Consider the following 23270-nt stretch of genomic DNA (forward strand, 5'->3'; position numbering starts at 1 on the left):
ATTGGCGTTGCCATCTGTAACCGTGGGATTGGAAGAAGTCTTTTTGACTTTTGCATTTCCCACATTTAACTTCGCCCAGAACTGTCCGATGTCCTGTCCTTCGCCAGTGTAGATGTAACCGCCACATTCATAGCGTCCTTTGTTTGCTTTCACAAATGCTTTCGCACCAGCGTACACTTCATTCTGTGCTGCCTGTGATATTTCATTATAGGAAGCTCTGACGTTATCGCACTGCCAGCCGAGCTGTTCACTCAATCTCTGCCAGACAACACACTGTTCCAGCAAGTATCCCTGTTTGTAATTTAAGTTCGTATGAGAAGCGGTATATTGCTTGACGTATTCTAAGGAAAGAGCAACGTCCGCAATCTGATCGCTATTCATACGGGTGCTTGCGTCAGAACGTGTTTTGTATCCATTCTTGAAATTGGTGTTGATGTCCACGCAGTAGGCAGTTTCGCCCTCAACTTTCATGTGTCCCTCATTGAATGTAGATTTGATAGAACCATCATTCATAACGTGTTCAATGTAGCCGACACGTTCTGCTGATTCTGTCCAGTATTGATTGCCGGAAGCATGAACCGCCGTCACTGGTAATGCCGTGAGAATGGTTGCAAAAGCAAGCGTTCCTGTCAGCAATCGCTTTACTAGCTTATTCATATTTTCTCTTTCTCCTTTCGATTTTGGGTATGAAAAAAGCCGTCCATTTCTGAACGACTGGAAATAGAAAAGGAACGCCAAAAGTGTACGTTCCGTAGTCTATAAAATATTTAATTTTTCTCTCTGGTGTGCTATCTGACGCCAATTTTGACCCCAAATTTCTGAAAAATGACAATTTTTGATGAACAGCTACAAATTTTCAAAATCCGTGAATCCCTTGTAAATAGGGCGTTACGGGACTATATGAAACTAGACAAAACCAACGTCACAATAACAACACTTGAGTGCTAATTTTTTGTGAAGATTTTGTGAAGCCTTCAAAATATCGCTGATTATTCACTGCATTCCATAATAAGCTTCTCGCAGCTGGCATATCCCAGCTGTGAACTGTTCAGACACAACGTATAATTACTGGCTTTTCCCCATTTCTGCTCCGTATAAAAATTATAATTTGTCATACGCCTTTTATCTGTATCTGCCATCATTTTAACCGCTTCCTGCTCACTGACATGATATAACCGACTAATACGCTGTATTTTTTCCGGCATATCTCCATGGATAAATACATTCAGGACATCCTCTCTGTCTTTCAGGATGTAATCGGCATTTCTTCCAACGATCACACAAGGCTCCTTTTGGGCCAGATCTAAAATGACTTTTCTCTGTGCCTCATACACCATATCTTCTACTGATTTTCCAGTGATGTCACGTCCGGAAAATGCATATGCAAATAATCCTTTTCTGGGAGATAATTCCGCATTTTCCTGAATGTATTCTGGCGATAATCCGGATTTTTCTGCAATCTCGTTAATCATATTTTTATCATAATAAGCAATTCCAAGCTGTTTTGCGACTTCTTTTCCGATAAAACGTCCACCGCTTCCAAATTCTCTGCTGATTGTAATGATTCTTTTAGCCATCTCTGCTCCTCCTTAATTCAAAACATCAACTCTATTTTTTCTGATTTTCTTTAAGAACAGATATCCTGCAAAACATGAAATTATTTCAGTGACTGGAAATGCCCACCAGATCAGTGAAATTCCCATCTGACCATTTCTGACAAACAGGGAAAAAATTCCAGCCAGCGGCAGGATAATAATAAGCTGTCTCAACAATGAAATAACCAGCGATTCCACACCGCCATCCAATGCCTGGTAAATACCCTGATATGCAACATTGATTCCGGCAAACAGAAAACTGACAGAGATCACTCTCATCGCACCGATAAAATATTCTCTTGACTGTCCGGCATTAAACAGCGTTGCAAACGCTCCCGGGAAAATCTCTGTAATTGCAATTCCAAGAATCATCAGTGCGATTGTATAAATCAAGCCATATTTGATGCCATCCTGAATTCTCTTTTTATCCCTCATCCCATAAGCAAATGCAAGGATCGGAGTGATCGCATCTCTCAGGCCAAATGCAAGGAACAGAACAAACTGCTGTACCTTATAGAACAAACCATAGGCTGTCTGTGCTGACGGATTGAACTTCAGGATCAAATTCATCACATAAACCATAATAGACATTAATGCCTGTGCAATAATCGCCGGAAGTCCGATTGCATAGATTTCTTTGATAATACCAGTTTCCGGCTTCATATATTTCACATCATGTTTAAATTCTTTATTCAGCTTCATATGGAAAATAAACAGTAACACTGCGGATGCCACCTGACCAATTACTGTTGCGTAGGCTGCACCTTTTACTCCCATTTCGGGACAAGGACCAATTCCATATATCATAATCGGATCAAGGATGATATTTACAACTGCACCGACCACCTGGCCGATTGTAGAATAAAGAGAGCGGCCTGTTGCCTGTAATAGCTTTTCAAATAATGAAAAAAAGATAATTCCAAAAGAAATTACGCAGCATATTCTAAGATAACTGACTCCCATCTCAAGTACTTCGACATCTACTGTCTGTGATGAAATATATGCTCTCACCCCAAAGATACCAAACAATAAACATATCACATAAATGATTACTCCCAGGAACAGACTGTTTCCCGCTACCTTTGCAGCTTTTTTACGGTTTCCCTGTCCAAGTGTCCTTGCAAGAAGTGCATTCGTTCCTACACCTGTTCCGATTCCAACTGCCACCATAAGCATCTGAACCGGGAATACCAGTGTAAGGGCATTTAATGCTGCTTCACTGCCCACTTTCATATTTCCTACAAATGCACTGTCTACAATATTATAGACTGCCTGCAATGCCATGGATAAGATCATTGGAATTCCCATCTGGATCATCAGTTTATTCACCGGCATATCTTTCATCTTGTTGCTTTCTGCCATTTTGTTTTAACTCCTTTCTTTCTGGAATAAAAAAGTGTACACCCTGTCTTATAAGCTGGACTTACGCTGACAGGCTACACACTTTTTTATGGCAAGTATAATACTTTAACAAAAAAAACGAGCAGCTGGTAAACTGGATTTACGCTTACTTGCTACTCGTTTGCTGTAATTATATTGTCTCTTTTTCAAAAAGTCAAACAAAATTTTTCTTGCTTCACAACAATTTCAAAATTTCAAAATCATGAATTAAAGGGCATGAATCCGTCAATGGATTCACGCCCTCATATTCCTTTAAGCTCCCGATCTGCTTTGGTTAATATAATCAATAATCGTTTTACAAATTCCCGTAACTGGTTTACTGACAAAGTCTCCGATTTCATATTTCACGAAATTCTCTCCTTACTGATTTGCACTCTTATTCCGTAAAAGTATAGCGTACAAAAGAACCTTGATTATCTCCTGTTACTATTACAATATCTCCGTGCTCATTGCTTGTAGATTCAAGAACCGGAAATCTTCCGTTTTCTTTTACATAAGCTTCCGGGCTGGCTGCTTCTGCCTCAATCAATGTTTTTTTACTGTATTTTTCTCCGCCACACGGATTTATTTCTTCAATAAAGATTTCATATTCATGCATATATGGTTCCTCCTGGAATTAATTTTATAAACGCAAACAGTATCCTATGATTCTTTCCCACATCCTTACACTATTCGCTATAATTTCATTATAAAACTATTCCATTTTTATTTCAAAAGTGGTTTTTACTAAAAATGCATCTGCTTTTTTGGGGCATTATTTCTATACATTTGCATATAATCAGACTTCTTCTGATCTGCCTTTCAGCTTTGAAATTTTTTCTTTGTGTTTTTACTCGTTGGTATTGTCATACTCTTTGCGTTTTTAAACTTTGAAGAAACGCTGTATTGAATCTGCTTTGCTGTTGTAGCTTTTTTTATCGTTGTTTTATAATTATGAGCAAGTGCAGCACTCCCATCGTTTATAAATTACTTTCCTGTTTATTTAATTTTTTTCTGATACAGTCTCCAATACTGGTAATGCACAATAGTGTCACAACAAGAAAAACACCGGGAATCAGGATAATCCACCAGGCACCTGTAAGCAGTGCTTTTTCTGATAGTGACAGCATACTTCCCCATGAAATAACTTCCAGCGGAAGTCCTATCCCGATGAAACTTAATGTTGACTCTTCCACAATAGCACTTCGGATATTCATGACAACCATAAACATGATGGAAGATAAAAAATTGGGTGCAAGATGTTTATAAAGAATATAAAAAAATCCTCCCCCCATGCACCTGGCCGCAATTACATATTCATTGTTTCGCAGCTGCCGCACTTCTGTTCTGATAATTTTAGCTATACTCATCCAACTCGTAATCCCTATCACAAAAGACAGACTGAATACATTTGCCTTTCCAAGAATGGCCTGCAGAAAAATAACCGTCAGAAGATTCGGAATGCTCAGCAGAATCTCTGTTGCCCTCATGAGCAGCATATCCAGCCAATCCGGTGCCATGCCGCTTACCGTACCAAATACGATTGCAATACCGGTAGATATCACAGTTGCTGCAATTCCGATAAACAGAGACTGTCGTCCGCCGTACCAGATCATGGAAAAAATATCACGCCCCATAGTATCTGTTCCAAACAAAAATTCTTTACATGGAGCAATTGTATAATTTTTCAGATCCATGTAAGACGGATCTTTTGTCATGATTCGATTGCAGAACAGACAGCCACCCACGATCAGTATCAAAATGATGACAGACAGCCATGGAATCGTATCATACCATCTGTTTGCTTTTTTCTGTACCTGCTGTTCTGCAAGCTCTGGTTTTACTCCAACAATTTCAAACAGTTCACTCATAGTTATCCACCTCCTGCATTTCCGACTGCCTGCTGATACGCATTCTCGGATCGATCCTCTCATTAAGAATCTGTGCAGCCATATTACAGGCAATGATTATGATCCCTGACATCAGACTGATGATCATCAGTAAATTATAGTCTTTATAACGGGCACTTTCATATGCCAGTGTCCCTATTCCGGGATAAGAAAAAACAGTCTCTGCCACATAAGTTCCTCCCATGATATGCGTTACCGAAATCGCCATAATGCTCAGATATGATGGCATGATATTTCTCATACAATGTACCAGCATAATACGGGATTTTTTTATTCCTTTTGCTTTTGCCATCAGCACATAATCTGCACGGATTTCATCCAGCATTTTATTCCGGACCATGTAGCCATAATACCAGAGATGTTCTGTCACGATTACAGTCAACGGCAGTATCATATGTAAGATTCGGTCGGAAATGTTTTTTTCCTGCCCGACTGCATATGCCCCGGAACTTGGCAGCCATCGTAGCGAAACAGAAAATACAAGAATCAGCACCAGTGCCAGCCAGAACTCTGGGACACAGCTTATGATCGTCCCTGCTTTACAGATGATTTTATCCAGCCATCCGCCTTCTTTCCATGCACATATGACTCCAAGCAGCAATGCACCTGCAAATATAATCAAAAAGCCAGTACCGCCAAGAAGCAGGGTATTACCAAGTCTGCTTTTCAGCACATCCAGTACATCCATCTTATATTTATAAGAACGTCCGAAATTTCCATGAAAGACCTGATGAATCCACCTGCTATACTGTACAGAAATTTTATCATTCAGACCAAGTTTTTCTTCTGCCCACTCTCTTTCTTCAGGACTCATCTTTTCCACTCGTTCTCCGTAGTAAGAAAACAGTGGATCTCCCGGTGCAAGTCTGGAAACATAAAATGTCACAAGAGAGAGCAGTCCTACACTGATCATAAAAATCACCAGTTTTTTTCCATAATACAGCATTCGTTCGCCTCTCATAACACTTCACCTTTCTGTCTTTCTATTCGTGGATCCGGTATTGGGACTGCCGCTAACAGTGCTTTGGTATATTCATGTTCCGGATGGGCGAAAATATCTTTTGTTCTCCCTTCCTCCACCAGTTTCCCGTGATACATAACACCTGTCCTGTCACACAGAAACTCCACCATTGAAAGATCATGAGCAATAAAAAGAAATGAAAAACCCTGTTCTTTCTGTAATTTCCGAAACAGATTTACCATCTGTGCCTGAATGGACACATCAAGCGATGCAATCGGTTCATCTGCCACGATCAGCTCCGGTTTTGTGGAGAGTGCCCGTGCAATCGCTACTCTCTGCCGCTGTCCACCGGATAATTCACAGGGATATTTTTCCATATAACTGCGATCCAGTCCAACAAGCTCTAACTGTTTTTCTATCTCTTTTTTACCTGGCCTGCCCTTTCCTGAATAAATACGCAGTGGTTCTGCTACAATATCCTCGATTTTCATTCTCGGATTCAGACTGGATGCGGAATCCTGAAAAATCATTTGCCGTGTCATCTGCAGCATTTTCCGATTTTTTCGAAACTCTTTGTTTTTACAGATTGGGATCCCCTTGTAAAATATTTCTCCTTCAGAAGGTTTATATATATTCATAATACAGCGTGCCACTGTAGATTTTCCTGATCCAGATTCCCCTACCAGTCCGTAAATTTCCCCTTTTTTTATTTGAAAAGATACATCATCTATCGCTTTTACTGTCATTTTTCTCTTCAGGTGAAACATATGCGAAAGATGCTGCACATCCAGTAAACTGTTATTTTCCATATCTTCGTTCTCCAATCGGAGCCTTTACTTCCGGAGCTCGTTCATCCAGCAGCCAGGTAGCTGCATAGTGCGTGTCCGTAACCTGAAACATGGGCGGCTCTTTTTCATAATCTATCCTCATCGCATACGCATTTCTCTCTGCAAATGCATCACCTTTTGGCGGATGGATCAGGGTTGGAGGCATTCCCGGTAATGTCGGAAGCCATTCTTTCCCCCTGGACAAAATCGGAAGAGACTGCAGCAGCCCCCATGTATACGGATGCCTTGGATCATAAAAAATCTCTTCCGCTGTTCCGATTTCCACAATTTTTCCTGCATACATAACCGCTACACGATCTGCCACCCCTGCTACAACCCCAAGATCATGGCTGATAAAAACGGTTGCCATCCCGAGTTTTTTCTGGATTCTCCGAAAAACATCAAGAATCTGAGCCTGAATCGTCACATCCAGTGCCGTGGTCGGCTCATCCGCAAACAGAATTTTGGGATTGCCTGCAAGTGCGATTGCCATGACTGCCCTCTGACGCATTCCACCTGAAAATTCATGTGGATACTGCGAAATTCTCACTTCCGGCTCATCAATTTCCACCAGCTGCATCAACTCAAGAACTTTCTCTTTCACCTGTTTTTTTGGCACTTTTTTATTATGGATCCGCACAGCTTCTTCGATCTGTTTCCCGATGGTCATTGTCGGATTGAGGGATGTCATCGGATCCTGAAATATCATGGAAAAAAGGTCTCCCCGCAGCCGTGACATATTTCTCTGCGTATAATCCGTGATATCTATGCCATCTGCCAGGATCTTCCCGGATTTAATTTTTGCCGTCTTCGGAAGCAATTTCATAATGCTTTTACATAATGCACTTTTCCCACATCCGGATTCTCCTACTATAGCCAGGACTTCCCCTTCCTCTACGGTCAGGCTGACATCTCGAACTGCCTCCACTTCACCGGATTTTGTAAAAAAACTTACTGATAAATGCTCTGTCTTCAGTAACTCTCTCATAATGAACCTCTTATAACTGCATAAAGAGACTGTTCCCAGTCTCTTTGCAGCTCTCTTTTATTCTTGTACTATTTCCCAATCCTGAATATTCCAGAAGATACCTACTCCATGATGTCCAAGAACCGTATTTTCAGAGATTCCCTGTATATCTGAATCTGCCACATAATTAGCATCAATATAGCAGATAAATGCATATGGCGGATCCTGCAGCAGCTCTTCCTGGAAAAGATCATAATATTTTGCACGGGTTTCCTGATCTTCATACTGTCTTGCCAGAGTCAGATATTCATCCACTTTCTCATTAGAGTAGGAAGAATAATTTGCACCCTTATCTGTGCCAAAAACTTTATAGGTATGATCGTCTGCATCAAACGGGCTTCCCCAGCCGATCAGACATGCCATCTGTCCGCCCCAGTCAATCTGTGCCGGAATATCTACCGTACAGTTAATGCCTATTTCCTGTAACTGCTGAGCTGCTGCCTGTGCGATATCAATTCGGTCCTGCTCTCCGGACATAACGCTGAGGACGAAACCGATTTCTTCCCCGTTTCTTTCATAAAAGCCATTTTTTCCCATCTTGCATCCTGCATCTTCAAGGATCTTTCTGGCTTTTTCCGGATTATAATCATAATGCTCTGCCTTTTCATTGTTATATATATTTCTCTGTAACGGACCATAAGCCGGCATTCCCTGTCCAAGAAGTACTGCATCTATAATTGCCTGGCGGTCAATTGCATAACAGATTGCCGGAATAAGATCTTTGTTTTCCTTCCAGTAATCATTTGCGAAATTAAACATAATACCACGATAATCGGAAGTAGTCATATCGTAACAGCTGTATCCATCCATATTTTTGAAATTCTCTGCATTTTTCGGATCCAGCAAAGCCATATCAATCTCACCGGACTGCAACTGGACTGCCTGTGTATTATCGTCCTCTACAATTTTAAAAATCACCTTATCGATTTTGGGACTGCCAAGATAGTAATCTTCATTTTTTGTCATTACAATAGACTGCCCTGCATCCCAGCTTTCCAGTTTATAAGGGCCTGTACCTACAGGATGCCGGAAAAAGTCTGATTCCTGCATATCTTCCCCTTCCAGAAGATGCTTTGGCAAAATCGCTATCGTCATATATTCCAGAAATGCCACATTTGGTTCTGCCAGTTTAAAGGCAATCGTCTGGTCATCCATTACTTTTATTTCCTGAACATCTTCATAGTTTGGTGCATTTTCTGATCCATTCTCCGGATCCATAATAGCCTCGATGGTAAATTTTACATCATCTGCAGTAAAAGCTTCCCCGTCATGCCATTTGATCCCGTCACGGATATGGAACGTATAAGTACAGCTGTCCTCATCATATTCCCATTTTTCTGCAAGACCCGGAATCACCTGGTCATCTGCATCATGAGCCGTCAGACCGCTAAATAACAACACATTAATCTCACAGTGTTCATCCATCGCCGGATTGATTCTTGTGTAATCACCGGATCCATATACCAGCGTTGATTCTTCGGCTTTTTCTGTATTTTCTGATTCCTTCGTTGTTTCCTCCTGTTTTGCCGTCTCTTCTGCAGTACTTCCTGTTTTGGATGTATCCCCACAGGCTGTCAGAGACATTGCCATGGCCGCTGCAAGCAGCAATGCAATCACTTTCTTTTTCATCTATTTCCCCTTTCCGCTGTTCTGCTTCCTTTTGTTTTGAAAAGAGCCGCCGCTTTTGATTCAAGTCGAACGGACTGCTCTTTTTCGCAGTGCATTTATCATAATCTGTTTCTTTCTTCCCCACAAGCCCCCCGTCTGGTTATCTTTTTCCTTTCTTTTTGTACGATATTTCTGTACTTTTTCCCACTTTTTTCACTTTCGCATCCTTATTCGGGGGATAGACGGGCATCCACCGACTTTTTCCGGCTTTGTTAACGCTTTGCTGAAATAACAAAACGAGACTCCTTTTGAAGTCTCGCTTTGTTATGCAATATAAACCTTTTGGTTATATCGATATAAATCAGATCCTGCACACGATATGCTGTTCCATCTGATGCGGAAGTGCTATTCCCAGTTCATACGACCATATCGGGTAGTCATACGGCAGATTTCTTTTTGAAGCCTTTTGGTCAGCTGCGTCTTTTTCAGACGCCATCTCCAGTTTTCACCAACCGTAGAAGGTTTGTTAATGCGGGCGGAATTGTCCAGTCCCAGCCAGTCCTGCATCGGAATGATGCAGGTGGCAGCCGCACTTCGCAGAACCAGTGCGATCATGCTCTTATAGAGCTGTTCTTCCGGGGTGGCATAGTCGTACAGATAATCACGCACCAGCTTACGCACGGTGTCGCTCATATAGCCAAGGTCTTCCGCAATGATTTCCCGTTTGCCCAATGCCTGCTCCACCGCACGGAACAGTTCAATGCCCGGTCCTTTTTCCCAGTGTCCTGATGCAGCTGTTTCACTGCCATAAGGAATTGAAAAATACTCATCAAACCCACGGAAGTGATCGATACGTACCACATCATACAGTTCAAAGCAGTACCACAGGCGAGTGATCCACCACTGATAACCGGTATTGCGGTGCACTTCCCAGCGATAGAGCGGATTACCCCAGAGCTGACCGGTTGCTGAAAATCCGTCTGGCGGAACACCTGCCACTGCAGTTGGAATGTTCTCCTCATCCAGCTGAAACAGACCAGGATTTGCCCATGCGTCCGCAGAATCCAATGCTACATAGATCGGAATATCTCCAATGATCTGTATTCCTTTGCTGTTTGCATAAGTTTTCAGTTTGCTCCATTGTTCATCAAACTTGAACTGAAGATATTTATAATACTCCACTTCATAATACAGTTCCCGGCGATAGTAATCCATTGCATTCTGCCACCGCAGACGGATATCTTCCGCCCACTCGATCCATGGTCTGCCTTCAAAACGATCCTTCACTGCCATGAACAGTGCAAAATCATCCAGCCACCACTGATTTTTCTCGCAGAATCTCAGAAACGCTTCGTTGTGGCCGATATCACTGCGGGAATATGCCAGCCGCAGCAGACGGTTTCTTTCTATATGGCTGCAGATCGTATTCATTGAGAACTACAACGTTGCCGCTCAGTGGTATGAAAACGATGCCAACATCCGCCGTGCCATTGATTTCCTCAACGGTCCGGAAATGCTGGCAGCCGGTCATTCTGAAAGCCTGAACCGTCTGCATCATGAGCTGATCCACAAGGACTGGTTCCAGACCCTGCCGGACTTCAACGCATACGTTGTACGCAAAGGACAGGCTCTCAGTGATTATACCTGCGATCCGATGAGATGGAGACGCAAATGTCTGGTGAACATTGCCAAAGCCGGTCTGTTCTCCTCCGACCGCACCATTGCTGAGTATGACCACGATATCTGGCATCTTGGTAATTCAAGTCGAACGCACGTGAGACTTGGTGCGTGATTCTGGTCAGCGAAAGCTGACATATTCTTCTCAGAATCACTGCACATCCTACACTTCGTTCCGGTCGGCACAAAACCATTGTCCACTGGACAATGTGTGCCCTCGCGGAGCGTTTATCTCAGTCGGAGATTGTACTCCCACTGAGAAAGACTTGTTATTACTCACCACTTGCAGAAGTGGGAGTCTTCTCGACTGAGATAAAAATCTACCATTTTATGCCATCGACAGCCGGAACTTTTTCTGATACGGATCTTCAAAGATCTGATCATCCAGCATTCCCTGGATTTTGGAGCGGATGTAGCGGCAGCCGAGCTGGCTTTCACTGGCCTCTTCCGCCAGCATCCGCCTTGTTTTCTCATCCAGAGAAATTTCGATGCCGTACTGTCCGGCAATCTGACTGACCGGAGAAATCTTGTTTTTGCTCTGCATGATCTGATCGAAGTCATCTGCACCAAGAGGCTGCAGCATCACGATCTTATCGATGCGGCCGGCAATCTCACGGCGGATGTTTCCGTACAGCACCAGATCTTCTTCGGTGACTTCAGAAGTCAGATCTGCCGTTTCTGTGCTGCTGGAAAATCCGATCGCAGAAGATCTGTCTTCTTTATTGTTTCGAAGCATTTCGAAACTTCCGCAGAAGACAAAGGAAATATTACGGCAGTCGATCTTTGCCGTCTGTGGATCTTTTCGGTTGTCCTCGTTCACGAACGTTACCTGATCTCCGTCGATCAGTTTCAGAAACTCATTCTGAATGCTTCTGGAAAAGTCCGTTCCGCCGGAGCCGACCATCGGCTCAAACAGTTTGTCCGCTTCATCAACCACAACGATCATATGCTCCCGCATCTGCGGTTTCTCTTCGAGGAAAATATCCTTGACGTGATAGCTTCCTTTCCAGCCGTCACACGACAGCTGCGGTCCGTTGATGATCTTGATGAAAGAGAACTTTTTCTGCAGGGTACGCCAGATCTCGGTTTTGCCGCATCCGGTCGGTCCGGCCACAAGCATATTGCGGCGATGACCCTGCAGATGATTGTAAACCAGCATCGCTGCTCCGCGTTTTGCCTCTTCCTGACCGTAAACGTGTTCGCCAAGATACTGATAGATCAGCTTTGGTGTCCAGCTGTAGTCTGTGTCATCGAATGGTGTTTCTTCGTAGACACCTTCGAAACCGTATTCCGCTTCGATCCATTCTTTTTCCGGATAATCCGGCGGCACCGGCGGAAGTTTTGCTTTTTTTCGATCTGCCATCCTCTTTTCGGCTTCCTCTGCTCCCATTTCCTGCAGCATCTGCTGGGTGTAGTTGGTTCTTTCCGATGCCTCTGCGAGAATATCGGCGATATCCTGGATTTCATCCTCGTACAGATGTGTCCTTGAGAGTGCCTCGATAACAATATGTGCGACACTGTCTTTTGGACGCTGCTGCCAGAATACGGAAAGTTCTTCCACCTGATCATAGATATTCGCATATTCTTCATCGCTGACGCTTTCGTACCCGCCTTTAGCGACCGAATCGCGAAATTCTTCAAACGGATTGACAATGGTCGTTTCCTGACCTTTTCTTAAAATAAGTTTTAAATAAACGGACCAGAAGTCTTTTGCCTGTTGTTCTCTCATCGTGCATCCTCCTTCTCAAGTATGCCATCTGTTGTTTTTTCTTTTCTTGTCTTGATCTGGTCCTATCATACCGCACAGACGCACGAAGGCTGTAATTTCAATGGTACGGATTTTATTTTGTTCTCATCGGCAGGAAGTCTTTGCCGGTTTTTATCAAGGATTCCGTAATGCCCCGGCAGTTTTTCTTCATCCGTTTTTGCACCTCTTCATCGGAACTGATACGTCCTTCAATCAGTTTCTGCAGGTTTACCTGCCAGATACCAATGGTACGGTCTTTGTGAAGATCAAAGGCTGCTACTGCACAGAGTCTTAAGATCCCTTCTTTGTTTTTGTTTGTCCGAACAGTATCCCCCATATAATCCGGGAAAATCAGGGCGTTATAAATCTTCACTTCTTTTTCCGGTGCTTGCTTCGAATAGAGCTTCACAAACTGTTCCTGATAAAAGAACTGTTTATATATATCTGCGTTTCCCGGCAAAATATAAGATTCTCCATCCCAGCCGCAATATTTTGCATCCAGAATACAGCAGATATTTTTCAGTTCCGAGTCTTCTTTATCCATCTCGATCACGATATCCGGGATATTCTTTTTTTCCTGATTTTTAAAGACCGGCGTCCTGTCCTGAATGCCGTTTCCGCTTTTTCCATACACCTTCCAGGAATAGACATTATTTTGACATTCATTGATGTTGATCTCTTTCTGATCCAGGATTTTGCTTTCAAAAAATACTTTCTCGCCGAAAAGGCTGATCTGGTTGCCATACAGCCAACCAAGAAGCCACTCGTATACTTTCTCAAATTTCACCGCAGCGATGATCTGCACTTCTGCGGTATCTGCCTGCTCTTTTTCTGTCTGTGCACACCACTGTTCTACACTCTGACTGACCATATTCCATGGAGTTTTTTTCGGTTTGCATTTCTGATCTCGTTCTGCCGCTTCCCATACATCCGCCAAATAAAGATCCAGAAGCTTTGCATAAACCTTCAGCATTTCCAGTTTTTTCAGATAGCCTTCGCTCTGATCCAGTTTCACAGATTTTGGAAGTGACAGCAGCATTTTATCCGCCCATCTTACAATGCCGACAAAATTGCTGTAATAGTGTTTTTCGTTTGTATCCTGATCCGTCCGGTAGAAAATCAGATTTTCATTCTTCCAGTTTTTGTATTCAAAACCAAAGGAGCGGTATTTCTCCTGCTGCAGCTGCATGATCCACTCTTCGCTTGTGATCTCTGCTCCGTCCTGTATATACTCGATCTGTTTGCCCATGACCGCATCTGACTCACTCTGCATCGCATCAGAGCCATTCTGTACCTCATCCGTTTCGCTCTCTACCTCTGCCAAAATAATGGTTGTGTTGTCATCTGCTCCCATACGGATTGTCTCCTCGATCAAAGATGTCACGGCCTCTTCAACCGGCTGTTCCATCCGGCTTTTGATCTTGGATTCTTCCAGCATGTCTGTCAGTCCGTCTGAGCAGATCAGATACCTGTCGCCCTTTTCATAAGGCACACAGAAAAAACTGTTCTCCGGAAATTCTGCCTGATGTTCTTTTCCGAGATACTCAGTCAGAGCACTTTTCATATGGCCGGGCCGGCGAAAGGTATGATCTGTTGACAGCTGTTCCAGTTTTCCATCATGCATGCGGTAAATACGGGAATCTCCGATCGACAATCCGTAGATTGCTTCCTGCCCAAACTTCAATGCAGACATCGTTGTTCCCATTTTTGTGATCTTCCGGTCTTTTCTCCAGCTTGTGATATTGTCATTTATTTTTTTCAGCATTTGCAGCAGAATGGTTTCGTAATTCTGCTCGTCCTGCTCCGTCCATGACCGTTCTTCGTCCAGCAGCGTTTTGGCAGCCAGATAAGAAGCCTCTTCTCCACGTGGCAGACCGCCGATCCCGTCAAATACTGCGACCCACTGACCGCCGACTTCTGCTGTTAAATTTTCTTCCAGATCATCATGTACTTCCGGCATACCTATTCCATTAAAGCAGAAATTATCTTCATTCCGTTCCATAAGTGCTCCTGTAATACTCGCACACACTGCTTTTACGGAAATTCTATTATTATTCTTCATATGATTTCTTCCATACCAATGCAAAAGTATCGATAAGATCCTCTGAAACGACACACATCAGAATAAATGCTTCATATGGATTGACCGGATAGAGTTCCATCATATCCGCCTCCATAAGCAGTTCGTTTGTTTCTTCCACAAATGCTGAAAAACGCGGTCCGGCTCCTGATTCAAGTTTTTCATCATCTAATGCATAGATCAGAAAGATCAGCGTAATCAGATCAAAACGCTCCACCGGTTTTCCGGCTAGAACTTTGCTGATCCGTTCGCGACTCAGACGTTTTCCGGAAAACTGTTTTTTCAGGCAGGCAAATGATTTCATGTTGCCGTTTTTTGTTACCGGAACTTCGGTGTACAGCACACTTTCTATCTTTCCGGCACTGATATCTCCTGCTGTAAATCTTCTTGGCTCAACTTCTTTCTCATCCGGATAACGGTTCATATGTTTTGCAATGGCCTCTTTTGCTCTCTCATACAGACGCTCAAATACCTGTCTTGCTCTGTTTTCACGTTTATCTGCAATATTTAAATTTTTAATATAATGCAGATATTTTTTCAGTCCGTCTTCCGTGCTTACATACAGTTTCGGTGTATTCTGCATGGCCTCCCACATATGATCTTTCCGTACAGATGTATCGGAAGGCTCAGCTGCATATTCTTCCAGCAATTTTTCTGCCGCGGCATAAGATTTCCCGGTACGTCTGCAATGCCAGTAAACAATTTCTTTCGGATCGTAAAAATCAAAATCTCCCTCTTTGAGCACGAGCGTCAGAAATTTGGAAATTGTTTGATCGTCCATATCCAGCCCGAATCCCATCTGAAAAATACTCTCACGTTTTACACTTTCTGCTGCGATCCAGCGGTTCGCCTTACGCTTCATCTCCTGCTTTGTTTTCGCCCCAACGGAAGCAAGACAGTCATTTTTTTCAAATCCATCCAGGATCAGAGCGACATACTGCTCATTGGTCACACTGCGAAATGCTTCCTGCATTTCATTTTTTTCATAAAGATATCGTTTCAACTGATCGTTAAATGGAACGATCTCCATTTCACCGGTCAGATATTCAAAGATCTTCTCCTTTTTTTCATCTTTAAACTGTTCCGAATCAATCGTATCATAAAATCTCCTGATCGCTGTATTTGTAAAGTTATAAGACTTAATTGAAGAAGAAGGATCAAAATCCATGATATTTATTTCAGACATAGCTCTCCATCCTTTTATCTGTTTTCTAATGTGTTTTTTTAATGTTTCCGTCACTATGCATTCTGTTCTTTTCCTGCATTCAGCTGTTCCATCAGTTTTTTTAGATTCATGCGGTAATCGCAGGAATCCGGATTTCCTTTTCGGTATCCTGTACAGGCTACAAAGGCACCATACTGTCCCGGTTTTTTCACCAGAACTTTTCCGCATTTCGGACAAAGTCCATACGGATGCTTCTGGATGTTTTCCAATGCTTTTTTCATTTCTCCTGCCGACTGATAACGATCCTTTGGATCATAAGCACATGCTTTTAAAATAAGCTTTCGCATGTCCGCAAAAGCATTTTCAGGCTCCGGAAGCACGGCATCTTTTTTCATTCTGCGGTTGATCCGCTCCTCTGGATCTGCGACATCTGAAAATGGCAGTCTGAAATCATTAGACAGATAATAAAGCACCAGACCAAGGGAATAAATATTTGCTGTCTTATCATAAATCGTTGTCTCTTTGACCTCAGGTGCCATGTAATCCGGGGTGCCTGCGACTGTCATCGTTCCCGAAATCGGCTCCCTGGCAATGCCAAAGTCTCCCAGTTTAAACTGCCTCTCTTTTGAGACCATAAGGTTATCCGGCTTGATATCCCGGTGAATGATCCCTTTTTCATGGCAGATTTCAAGTGCTGAGCAGATCTCGATCCCAAATCGGATCACTTCTTCCGCATCCATTGTTTCATTTTTTTCCATGTAATTTTTTCCGAGGTATTCCGTGAAATCTTCCAGATACTCCATCTGAATATAAAGTTTCCAGAAATTTTCCTCCGGCATCTTTTCCAGGCAGCTTCCCTTGATCTGCACAATATTTTCTGCCCCTGCAAAAGATTCCAGCCGGCTGACCTCATGTGCCACTTTATCATTAAAGAACTGGGTAAAGTCTCTTCTGGCCTTTACCCAGTCATTTCCGTATTCTCTGTAAACCATTTTTTTATTTAATGTCCAGCTGATCATTTTAAGAGCGGAAATTTCCTCATCTGCCTCCCCTTTGTTTTTCACCAGTTTATATACACTTCCGGAAATCCCTTCGCCAAGCTTTTCCGTAATCTCATACCCATAATTTTTCCACTGCATCGGCAGTTCCGGAAATTCTGCCTTATACGCCCGGTCCTGATCTGCGGCGTTTTTTATCTCCATGTGATATTCCTCCAGTATCTTCTCTCTGCCTGATTATTTCATACTATTTCGTCTTTATTTGCATTTTTTACCCGAACATACAATACCAATCTTAATAATAGTTTTTATCCCTTCATTCAACAATTCCGTATCCTATCATTTATCATCTATTTTCTTTCCTCTCCCAGATCACTCATCTCTGCAATCTTTCCGTCTTCCACCCGGTAAACTCTCCGGCACAGCCTCAGAACCCCCGGGCGATGCGTTGTCACGATACAGGTTTTTTCCGGTGCTTTTTCCAGTATATTTTTCAGAAGTTTTTTCTCTGTTTCTTCATCAAGTGCGGAAGTTGCTTCATCCAGAAGGATCACCGGTGCATTACGAAGCAATGCCCGTGCGATGGCAATCCGCTGCGACTGTCCTTCGGAAAGCCCTTTTCCGCGTTCACCCAGTTTTGTCTCCAGTCCTTCCGGCAGTTTTTTGACAAATTCCCACGCACATGCCATCTCAAGAGCCGTCTTCATTTCTTCCCTGGCTGCTCCTTCTTTGGCGATACTCAGATTCTCGGCGATACTCCCGGCAAGAAGTGTATTGCCCTGCGGAACATATGAAAAGCATACTCTTGTGTCTGCATTTAACTTCTGCTCCGTTCCGTCCTGTGCCTTTAAGATTGCCTTTCCTGTATCCTGCTCGATCAAGCCGAGGATCAAACGCAACAGCGTTGTCTTCCCTTCTCCGGATGTCCCGACAAGTGCCACGATTTCTCCCGGACAGGCACAAAAATCAGACTCCCGAAACACCTGTTTTCCTTTTGTATACGAAAATGTCACATTTTCCAGACGAACTTCCAGTCCGCCCTTTGTCAAAAACAGATCCTTTTGATTTTGTATGCTATGTATTTCTTTGGGAAGCTCTGTCAGTTCCCGGAGGCGATGTGCAGAAACCGAACTGTTCAGAAAAGACGGAATGATCGACACGAGATTCTGAAATGCCCCAGACAGGCTGTTTCTCTGCTGCAAAAATAAAGTCATCGTGCCATAAGTGATCGCATGTGTCCATAAGCGGAACAGACAATACCCAAATGCAGTAAACTGTACTGCCATTCCAAGCACCGACAAAACTGCCTTTGTTTTGATGCTGAACAAATTGTAATCCAGAGTTATTTTTCTATACTGTTCCTGCAATTTTTTCAGACAGGTGCTGCAGTGCAAAGAAATGCCAAGCGATTTGATCATATCCATATTGTAAAAAGTTTCTGCCTCAAACGTCATCATCCGACTGCTCATTTCACGCACTTTCTTCTGGCAGTCCCGCTGTTTTTTCATCATAAACTGCGACATCAGAACAACAAACGGAGCACTTCCAAGTGCAATCCCTGCCATGACCTTATCGTAATAAAAAAGCACAAGAAATGTTGCCAGAAAATGATAGAATGCGATCACGACCGCCGGAAGCCAGCTGACGGCATTGCTGCCCACTGTTTCAATATCCTGATTGAAACGGCTGAGCATATCGCCGTTTTGATACTTGCTCAGTTCCAGCCAGCTGACATCCAGAATCTGTTCAAAAAGATCTGCCCGAATATCATTGCTGATGTTCGTATTCAATTTTACCATAATACGGCTGATACCGCCATTCAGAATCAGGCTGACTGCAAAACTTCCTGCCATAACTCCAAAAATCATGCCCGCTTTGTTCATCTGATATCCGGTAACAATATCAATCAGATATTTTCCTGCAATGCTGCTGAGAAGTCCAAGAGAGGTACTTACCGTTCCGAGAAATGTATAAAAAAAGATGGTCCATCGATATCTGACACTGTAATGCAAAATCCATTTCCAGTCATCAAAGATTTCCTGAAATGTCCCATCTTTCCATTTTCCTGCTGCTCTTATTGTTTCGTTATGTATTTCCTTACTGCTTTTTTTTAAATTCTGCACCTTTGAAGAAAAAGAAAACCCAAGTTTCCTGATACCACAAAAACGAATCCAGATATGTTCAAAAAATCTCCACCGAAAATTTTCCGGTCCGATCCATTTTCCCCGCACCTGTACTTTGGTGATTCTGGCAAAAATCTGCTCCTGACGGATTCCCGATTCCGGTACAATCTGACCGTCGCCAAGCAACGTATAACTTTGATCCCCGCATTTTAAAATCCGGTGCATTACATACTGCCCATTTTCACGGCGATAAAATACGATATCGCCTTTTCTTAGTTTCCGGTCTGTTTTTTTCATGCAGATTTTGTCCCGTCCATGTTTCAAAAACGGACGCATGCTGTTTCCCGTGACGATCATGCTGACTTCCTGTCCATCTTCCAGGAGTGCCCGTATCATTTCCATATATTCCTGCGTATCGACCAGCCTGACTGGTTTCTTTTCTTCAAAATATTTTTCACTGTCTTGTTTCCGAAATTTTTTCATAGTTTTATGCTCTGTTGGTTTCTCCTGGTGGCATATCAGATAAATGTTGTCGGACAATGTCCTCAAATAGAATCTTATGATTTTAATCCTATGCGAAAAATTTCGAATTTATGACTATTTCTCTTTTACATTATTTCTCTGATCTGGAATATTTTTCAAAAATCCGGATATACTCAGCCTCCACTTTTGCAAAAGGCTCTACGGTATAATCCAGCTCGATATGAAGCTTCGGCGGCTCCCCGTCCTGCTTTTCAAGCAGCTCGTCCAGATCATACCAGAGCATCACATGGTCGATCTCTTCCAGCTGTGCCTGCTCCTGTGCTGTCAGATCTGATCCCAGAAATTTTTCGTAAATCAAATGCAGCAAATATGCTTCCTGTTCCTGATATTCCGGCAATGTTTTCTTAAAAGGAGACGGCACATCGGACATATAACATTCACTGGCATCGTGAAGCAAACAGGCAAGTACCATGCAATCAGACAGTCCCCTTGCCGCCGCTTCTTTCGCACAGCAGATACAGTGCTGTCCCACTGACCAGAAGGTCTTTACATGGCCGTTTCCCCGACAGATCAACGACAATGCATGGGCAATATCCGGTATATCGATCAGCTCCGGATCTGGATCCGTCGGTTTAAAATGTTTTCCGGTATAGGTAGTGATAAATTCGCTCATCGTATTCCTGCTTTCTTTTTGCAATCAGCACCGGATTTTGGTGCATAATCTTTCAGACCAGGCACCGCTCCTCCGGCTGCTGCCCAGAAGTACAGACTTGCCACGCTGCAGTACGGACTTAATCTGCGGCGGTATTTTTCAAACAGTTTGCGGTCGATTTTTCTGTGATGGTAAATCATCCGCATCCCACGCTGTATCGCCAGATCACCAAAACTCAGCACATTCGGTCTTTGCATACAGAACAGCAGGATCATTTCCGCAGTCCAGACACCGATGCCTTTCAGTGATGACAATTCCTCAATCGCTTCTTCATCTGATTTTTTCCAGATGCCTTCAATGTCAAAACTGCCGTCTTTTACTTTTTCCGCAAAATCTGTGATATACTCCGCTTTCCGGAAAGATATCCCAAGCGGCTGCAGATGTTCCACACCTGCATTTAATATCGTGTCCGCATCGACTGTCCCAAGATAATCCTTCATTCTCTGCCAGATCGTAGCCTGTGCTTTGGTCGAGATCTGCTGACCGACAATATGATGAACCACCGATGAGAACAGATCATCGTCAACCGTTCGCTCAATCATGCCAACCTGATCGATCACCTCAACGAGACGTTTATCTTTCTGTTTCAGATAGATAAGTTCCTTTTCTCCGTATTCAAAATACATATCCTATTTGATTCTCTTCAATTCATATTCTCTTGTTCCAAGTCCGATCTTTTCTGCCTGGTCAAGGGTTGCTTTCCACTCGATATTCGGATTGGAATCTTTGAAATGATCGTGGTGGCAATGCCATCCCGGCTCTGCCAGATGTTCTCCAAGCTGACTGTTTGCAATCGGTGTTGCATTTAGGCAGGCATCTGCACATGCCTGATCCAGTGCGACCGGATCAAAGCTTGCGAACATTCCGATATCCGGAAGGATCGGTGCATCATTCTCACCGTGACAGTCACAGTTCGGGCTGATATCCTGTACCAGTGCGATATGGAAATGCGGACGGTCGTGACAGACTGCCTGTGCATATTCTGCCATTTTACGGTCGAGAAGCTCATTTGCACTGTCATTTGGATTGTATACCGCATCAAAACTGCAGGCTCCGATACAGCGTCCGCATCCTTTGCATTTATCATAATCAATAACTGCTTTTTTATTTACATAAGTGATCGCATCGCTTCCGCATTCTTTTGCACAGCGGCGGCAGCCACGACAGACTTCCGTATTGATTGCCGGTTTTCCGCTTGCATGCTGCTGCATTTTTCCTGCACGGCTTCCGCATCCCATACCGATATTTTTAATGGCTCCGCCAAATCCGGTTGTCTCATGTCCCTTAAAATGGCTCAGGCTGATAAAAATGTCCGCATCCATGATCGCATGTCCGATCAGAGCCGTTTTGCAGTATTCTCCGTTTACAACCGGAACTTCTACTTCATCCGTTCCTCTCAGGCCATCTCCGATGATAATCTGACATCCGGTCGTAGTTGTATTAAAACCATTGAGATTTGCACAGTCCAGATGTTCCAGTGCATTCTTTCTGCTTCCCGGATACAGTGTATTACAGTCTGTCAGAAACGGCATTCCGCCCTGCTCCTTGCACAAATCTGCAATTACCTTTGCATAATTTGGTCGAAGAAAAGCCATATTTCCAAGTTCACCAAAATGCATCTTGATCGCCACAAACTTTCCATCCATATCAATGTCTTTGATGCCGGCAGCAATACAAAGTTTTTTCAGCTTGTCCAGCTGGCTGGTCCCTACCGGACAGCGAAAATCGGTAAAATAAACAGTAGATTTTCCCATGTCAGTTCCTCCTGATATATTTTCTTCCGTAAGTTTCCCGTACCTTTGCGTCCTTAATGCCAGACTCTGTAAAAAACGTGTTGAGTCTGTACAGAATCCTTACTTTCTATAAAAGAATAACACATCAAGTACACTTGAAGTCAAGTACCTGTTTGTAAGTATCCGATTTTTTCCTGCTTCTCAGGCTGCCGCACCTCAGACTCTGTGAAAACAACAGAGCCGATACTCATTTTAATGCTCTTAAGCTATTTCTTTTTTCATTGCCTTATAGCCGATTACCACTGTCCATACATAGGCACATGTTTTAGGAATCATCAGCATACCGATCATTGGGATCACATCCGCCCACAATACAACCGGAATATAGAAAGCAAAGCTCAGTACGATTGTCAGCCACATCCAGCGGAAAGATTTATCATTCTTTTTTTTTGCACTTTTATAAAACAGAACAATGATAATCAACCCCATCAATGCGAATGGAATATTACGGTAAATACCCCAGGAAAGCGGAGCATCTGTGACAAGCCAGTTATTCTGAGGCATCATGCACAAAACATTCTGTACATTGCCAGATTTATATTATCAATTACTATATTACTTCCATGATATAATCTCATAATGTACCCCCATTTTTTTACATAAGATTCCCAGATCTTCTAATACTGTTTCAAAATCCAGCGTATGTTCTACATCATAATTTTCTTTGATAAAAGCTATTCCTTTAAACTGAAAAAGATACTGAAAAGCTTCTTTACTGCTAAGTCTATGCCTATTGGCAAATTCATTTACACATGCAACAGTAAAACCAATTTTTCTTTTCTGTTCACTCATTAAAACAACTTTCTTCCTAAATTACACTTAAACGTGTCTGGTTATTTACTATAGTTTAATCACATCATCCTACTTTTTCTGTGTGATCTGTGCCGGAGAGTGCAGCCTGGATTTCTGACTTGTTTCCCGCAGCAGATGCTCTTTTTTCGTAAAGCGGACATTCACAATCCGCTTCGCTACTTGCTCATGAACGCAGTCGCTGCTCTGCACACTTGAAGCAGGGGAATGCTTCTCTGCGTTCAAACAATCGTATTGTAATTATAGCATAGGTGTGAGGTGCATTGTGTGTGCATCTATTTATACGAATAATCCATAATCGAGTAGGAGGCGGTGACTAACCGCCGTCCTCTCACACCACCGTGCGTACCGTTCGGTACACGGCGGTTTCAATA

19 protein-coding genes and 2 pseudogenes are annotated in these 23270 nt (G+C 43.0%); 1 reads left to right on the forward strand and 20 read right to left on the reverse strand.

The annotated features are described in order from the left end of the window. The 10 genes and pseudogenes from GPK60_RS15480 to GPK60_RS13605 all read right to left on the reverse strand — a co-directional run. Positions 1 to 657, reverse strand: a pseudogene (locus GPK60_RS15480) (hypothetical protein); the annotation flags it as partial. A 332-nt stretch (positions 658 to 989) separates the two neighbouring features. Then, on the reverse strand, positions 990 to 1577 hold the full coding sequence (locus GPK60_RS13565; RefSeq protein ID WP_022118030.1) for a cytidylate kinase-like family protein: 588 nt from the start codon (positions 1575 to 1577) through the stop codon (positions 990 to 992). Between the two features lie 12 nt (positions 1578 to 1589). Further along, on the reverse strand, positions 1590 to 2957 hold the full coding sequence (locus tag GPK60_RS13570) for an MATE family efflux transporter (RefSeq protein WP_022118031.1): 1368 nt from the start codon (positions 2955 to 2957) through the stop codon (positions 1590 to 1592). A gap of 415 nt (positions 2958 to 3372) precedes the next feature. Next, positions 3373 to 3594: a hypothetical protein gene (locus GPK60_RS13575; RefSeq protein WP_173896374.1), complete on the reverse strand. Its 222-nt coding sequence runs from the start codon at positions 3592 to 3594 to the stop codon at positions 3373 to 3375. Between the two features lie 361 nt (positions 3595 to 3955). Next, positions 3956 to 4846, reverse strand: a complete 891-nt coding sequence (locus GPK60_RS13580) for an ABC transporter permease (protein WP_215660714.1) — start codon at positions 4844 to 4846, stop codon at positions 3956 to 3958. Beyond that, on the reverse strand, positions 4839 to 5846 hold the full coding sequence (locus GPK60_RS13585; RefSeq protein ID WP_215660717.1) for an ABC transporter permease: 1008 nt from the start codon (positions 5844 to 5846) through the stop codon (positions 4839 to 4841). The genes GPK60_RS13580 and GPK60_RS13585 overlap by 8 nt, the downstream gene beginning before the upstream one ends. Further along, positions 5843 to 6655, reverse strand: a complete 813-nt coding sequence (locus tag GPK60_RS13590) for an ATP-binding cassette domain-containing protein (protein WP_215660718.1) — start codon at positions 6653 to 6655, stop codon at positions 5843 to 5845. The genes GPK60_RS13585 and GPK60_RS13590 overlap by 4 nt, the downstream gene beginning before the upstream one ends. Beyond that, a complete protein-coding gene (locus tag GPK60_RS13595) occupies positions 6645 to 7661 on the reverse strand; it encodes an ABC transporter ATP-binding protein (protein WP_215660721.1) in 1017 nt (338 codons plus the stop codon). The genes GPK60_RS13590 and GPK60_RS13595 overlap by 11 nt, the downstream gene beginning before the upstream one ends. Before the next feature lie 57 nt (positions 7662 to 7718). Next, a complete protein-coding gene (locus tag GPK60_RS13600; protein ID WP_215660723.1) occupies positions 7719 to 9329 on the reverse strand; it encodes an ABC transporter substrate-binding protein in 1611 nt (536 codons plus the stop codon). Between the two features lie 384 nt (positions 9330 to 9713). Then, positions 9714 to 10739 (reverse strand): 4-alpha-glucanotransferase, encoded by a 1026-nt coding sequence (locus GPK60_RS13605; RefSeq protein WP_215660726.1) that lies wholly within the window; start codon positions 10737 to 10739, stop codon positions 9714 to 9716. Between GPK60_RS13605 and GPK60_RS13610 the strand changes: the two genes are divergently transcribed. Then, a complete protein-coding gene (locus tag GPK60_RS13610) occupies positions 10663 to 11100 on the forward strand; it encodes a glycogen/starch/alpha-glucan phosphorylase (RefSeq protein WP_346727795.1) in 438 nt (145 codons plus the stop codon). The genes GPK60_RS13605 and GPK60_RS13610 overlap by 77 nt on opposite strands. 213 nt (positions 11101 to 11313) lie before the next feature. Here GPK60_RS13610 and GPK60_RS13615 read toward each other — a convergent pair whose 3' ends face one another. The 10 genes and pseudogenes from GPK60_RS13615 to GPK60_RS13660 form a co-directional block, all read right to left on the reverse strand. Further along, positions 11314 to 12714 (reverse strand): AAA family ATPase, encoded by a 1401-nt coding sequence (locus GPK60_RS13615; protein ID WP_215660729.1) that lies wholly within the window; start codon positions 12712 to 12714, stop codon positions 11314 to 11316. Between the two features lie 112 nt (positions 12715 to 12826). After that, positions 12827 to 14794, reverse strand: coding sequence for an LlaJI family restriction endonuclease (locus GPK60_RS13620; RefSeq protein ID WP_215660732.1), 1968 nt, complete (start codon positions 14792 to 14794; stop codon positions 12827 to 12829). Continuing rightward, positions 14784 to 15998, reverse strand: coding sequence for a hypothetical protein (locus GPK60_RS13625; protein ID WP_215660735.1), 1215 nt, complete (start codon positions 15996 to 15998; stop codon positions 14784 to 14786). The genes GPK60_RS13620 and GPK60_RS13625 overlap by 11 nt, the downstream gene beginning before the upstream one ends. Positions 15999 to 16051: 53 nt before the next feature. Next, positions 16052 to 17179 carry a protein kinase gene (locus tag GPK60_RS13630; RefSeq protein WP_215660738.1) on the reverse strand — a complete coding sequence of 376 codons (1128 nt, stop codon included), beginning with the start codon at positions 17177 to 17179 and terminating at the stop codon, positions 16052 to 16054. A 146-nt stretch (positions 17180 to 17325) separates the two neighbouring features. Further along, positions 17326 to 19581: an ATP-binding cassette domain-containing protein gene (locus GPK60_RS13635; protein ID WP_252191414.1), complete on the reverse strand. Its 2256-nt coding sequence runs from the start codon at positions 19579 to 19581 to the stop codon at positions 17326 to 17328. A 130-nt stretch (positions 19582 to 19711) separates the two neighbouring features. Next, positions 19712 to 20254: a hypothetical protein gene (locus GPK60_RS13640; protein ID WP_215660742.1), complete on the reverse strand. Its 543-nt coding sequence runs from the start codon at positions 20252 to 20254 to the stop codon at positions 19712 to 19714. After that, entirely contained in the window at positions 20251 to 20919 is a 669-nt protein-coding gene (locus tag GPK60_RS13645; RefSeq protein ID WP_215660745.1) for a DNA-3-methyladenine glycosylase 2 family protein, read from the reverse strand. The genes GPK60_RS13640 and GPK60_RS13645 overlap by 4 nt, the downstream gene beginning before the upstream one ends. A gap of 3 nt (positions 20920 to 20922) precedes the next feature. Further along, complete coding sequence (locus GPK60_RS13650) at positions 20923 to 22047, reverse strand: DUF362 domain-containing protein (RefSeq protein WP_022117982.1); 1125 nt, start codon at positions 22045 to 22047, stop codon at positions 20923 to 20925. 240 nt (positions 22048 to 22287) lie between these two features. Further along, positions 22288 to 22611 (reverse strand): annotated as a pseudogene (locus GPK60_RS13655) (hypothetical protein); the annotation flags it as partial. A gap of 30 nt (positions 22612 to 22641) precedes the next feature. Then, positions 22642 to 22878 (reverse strand): DUF3791 domain-containing protein, encoded by a 237-nt coding sequence (locus GPK60_RS13660; RefSeq protein ID WP_215660748.1) that lies wholly within the window; start codon positions 22876 to 22878, stop codon positions 22642 to 22644. Between the last annotated feature and the right edge of the window lie 392 nt (positions 22879 to 23270).

It is taken from the genome of Ruminococcus sp. MCC718 (genome assembly GCF_018783905.1).
Lineage (GTDB): Bacteria > Bacillota > Clostridia > Lachnospirales > Lachnospiraceae > Hominisplanchenecus > Hominisplanchenecus faecis.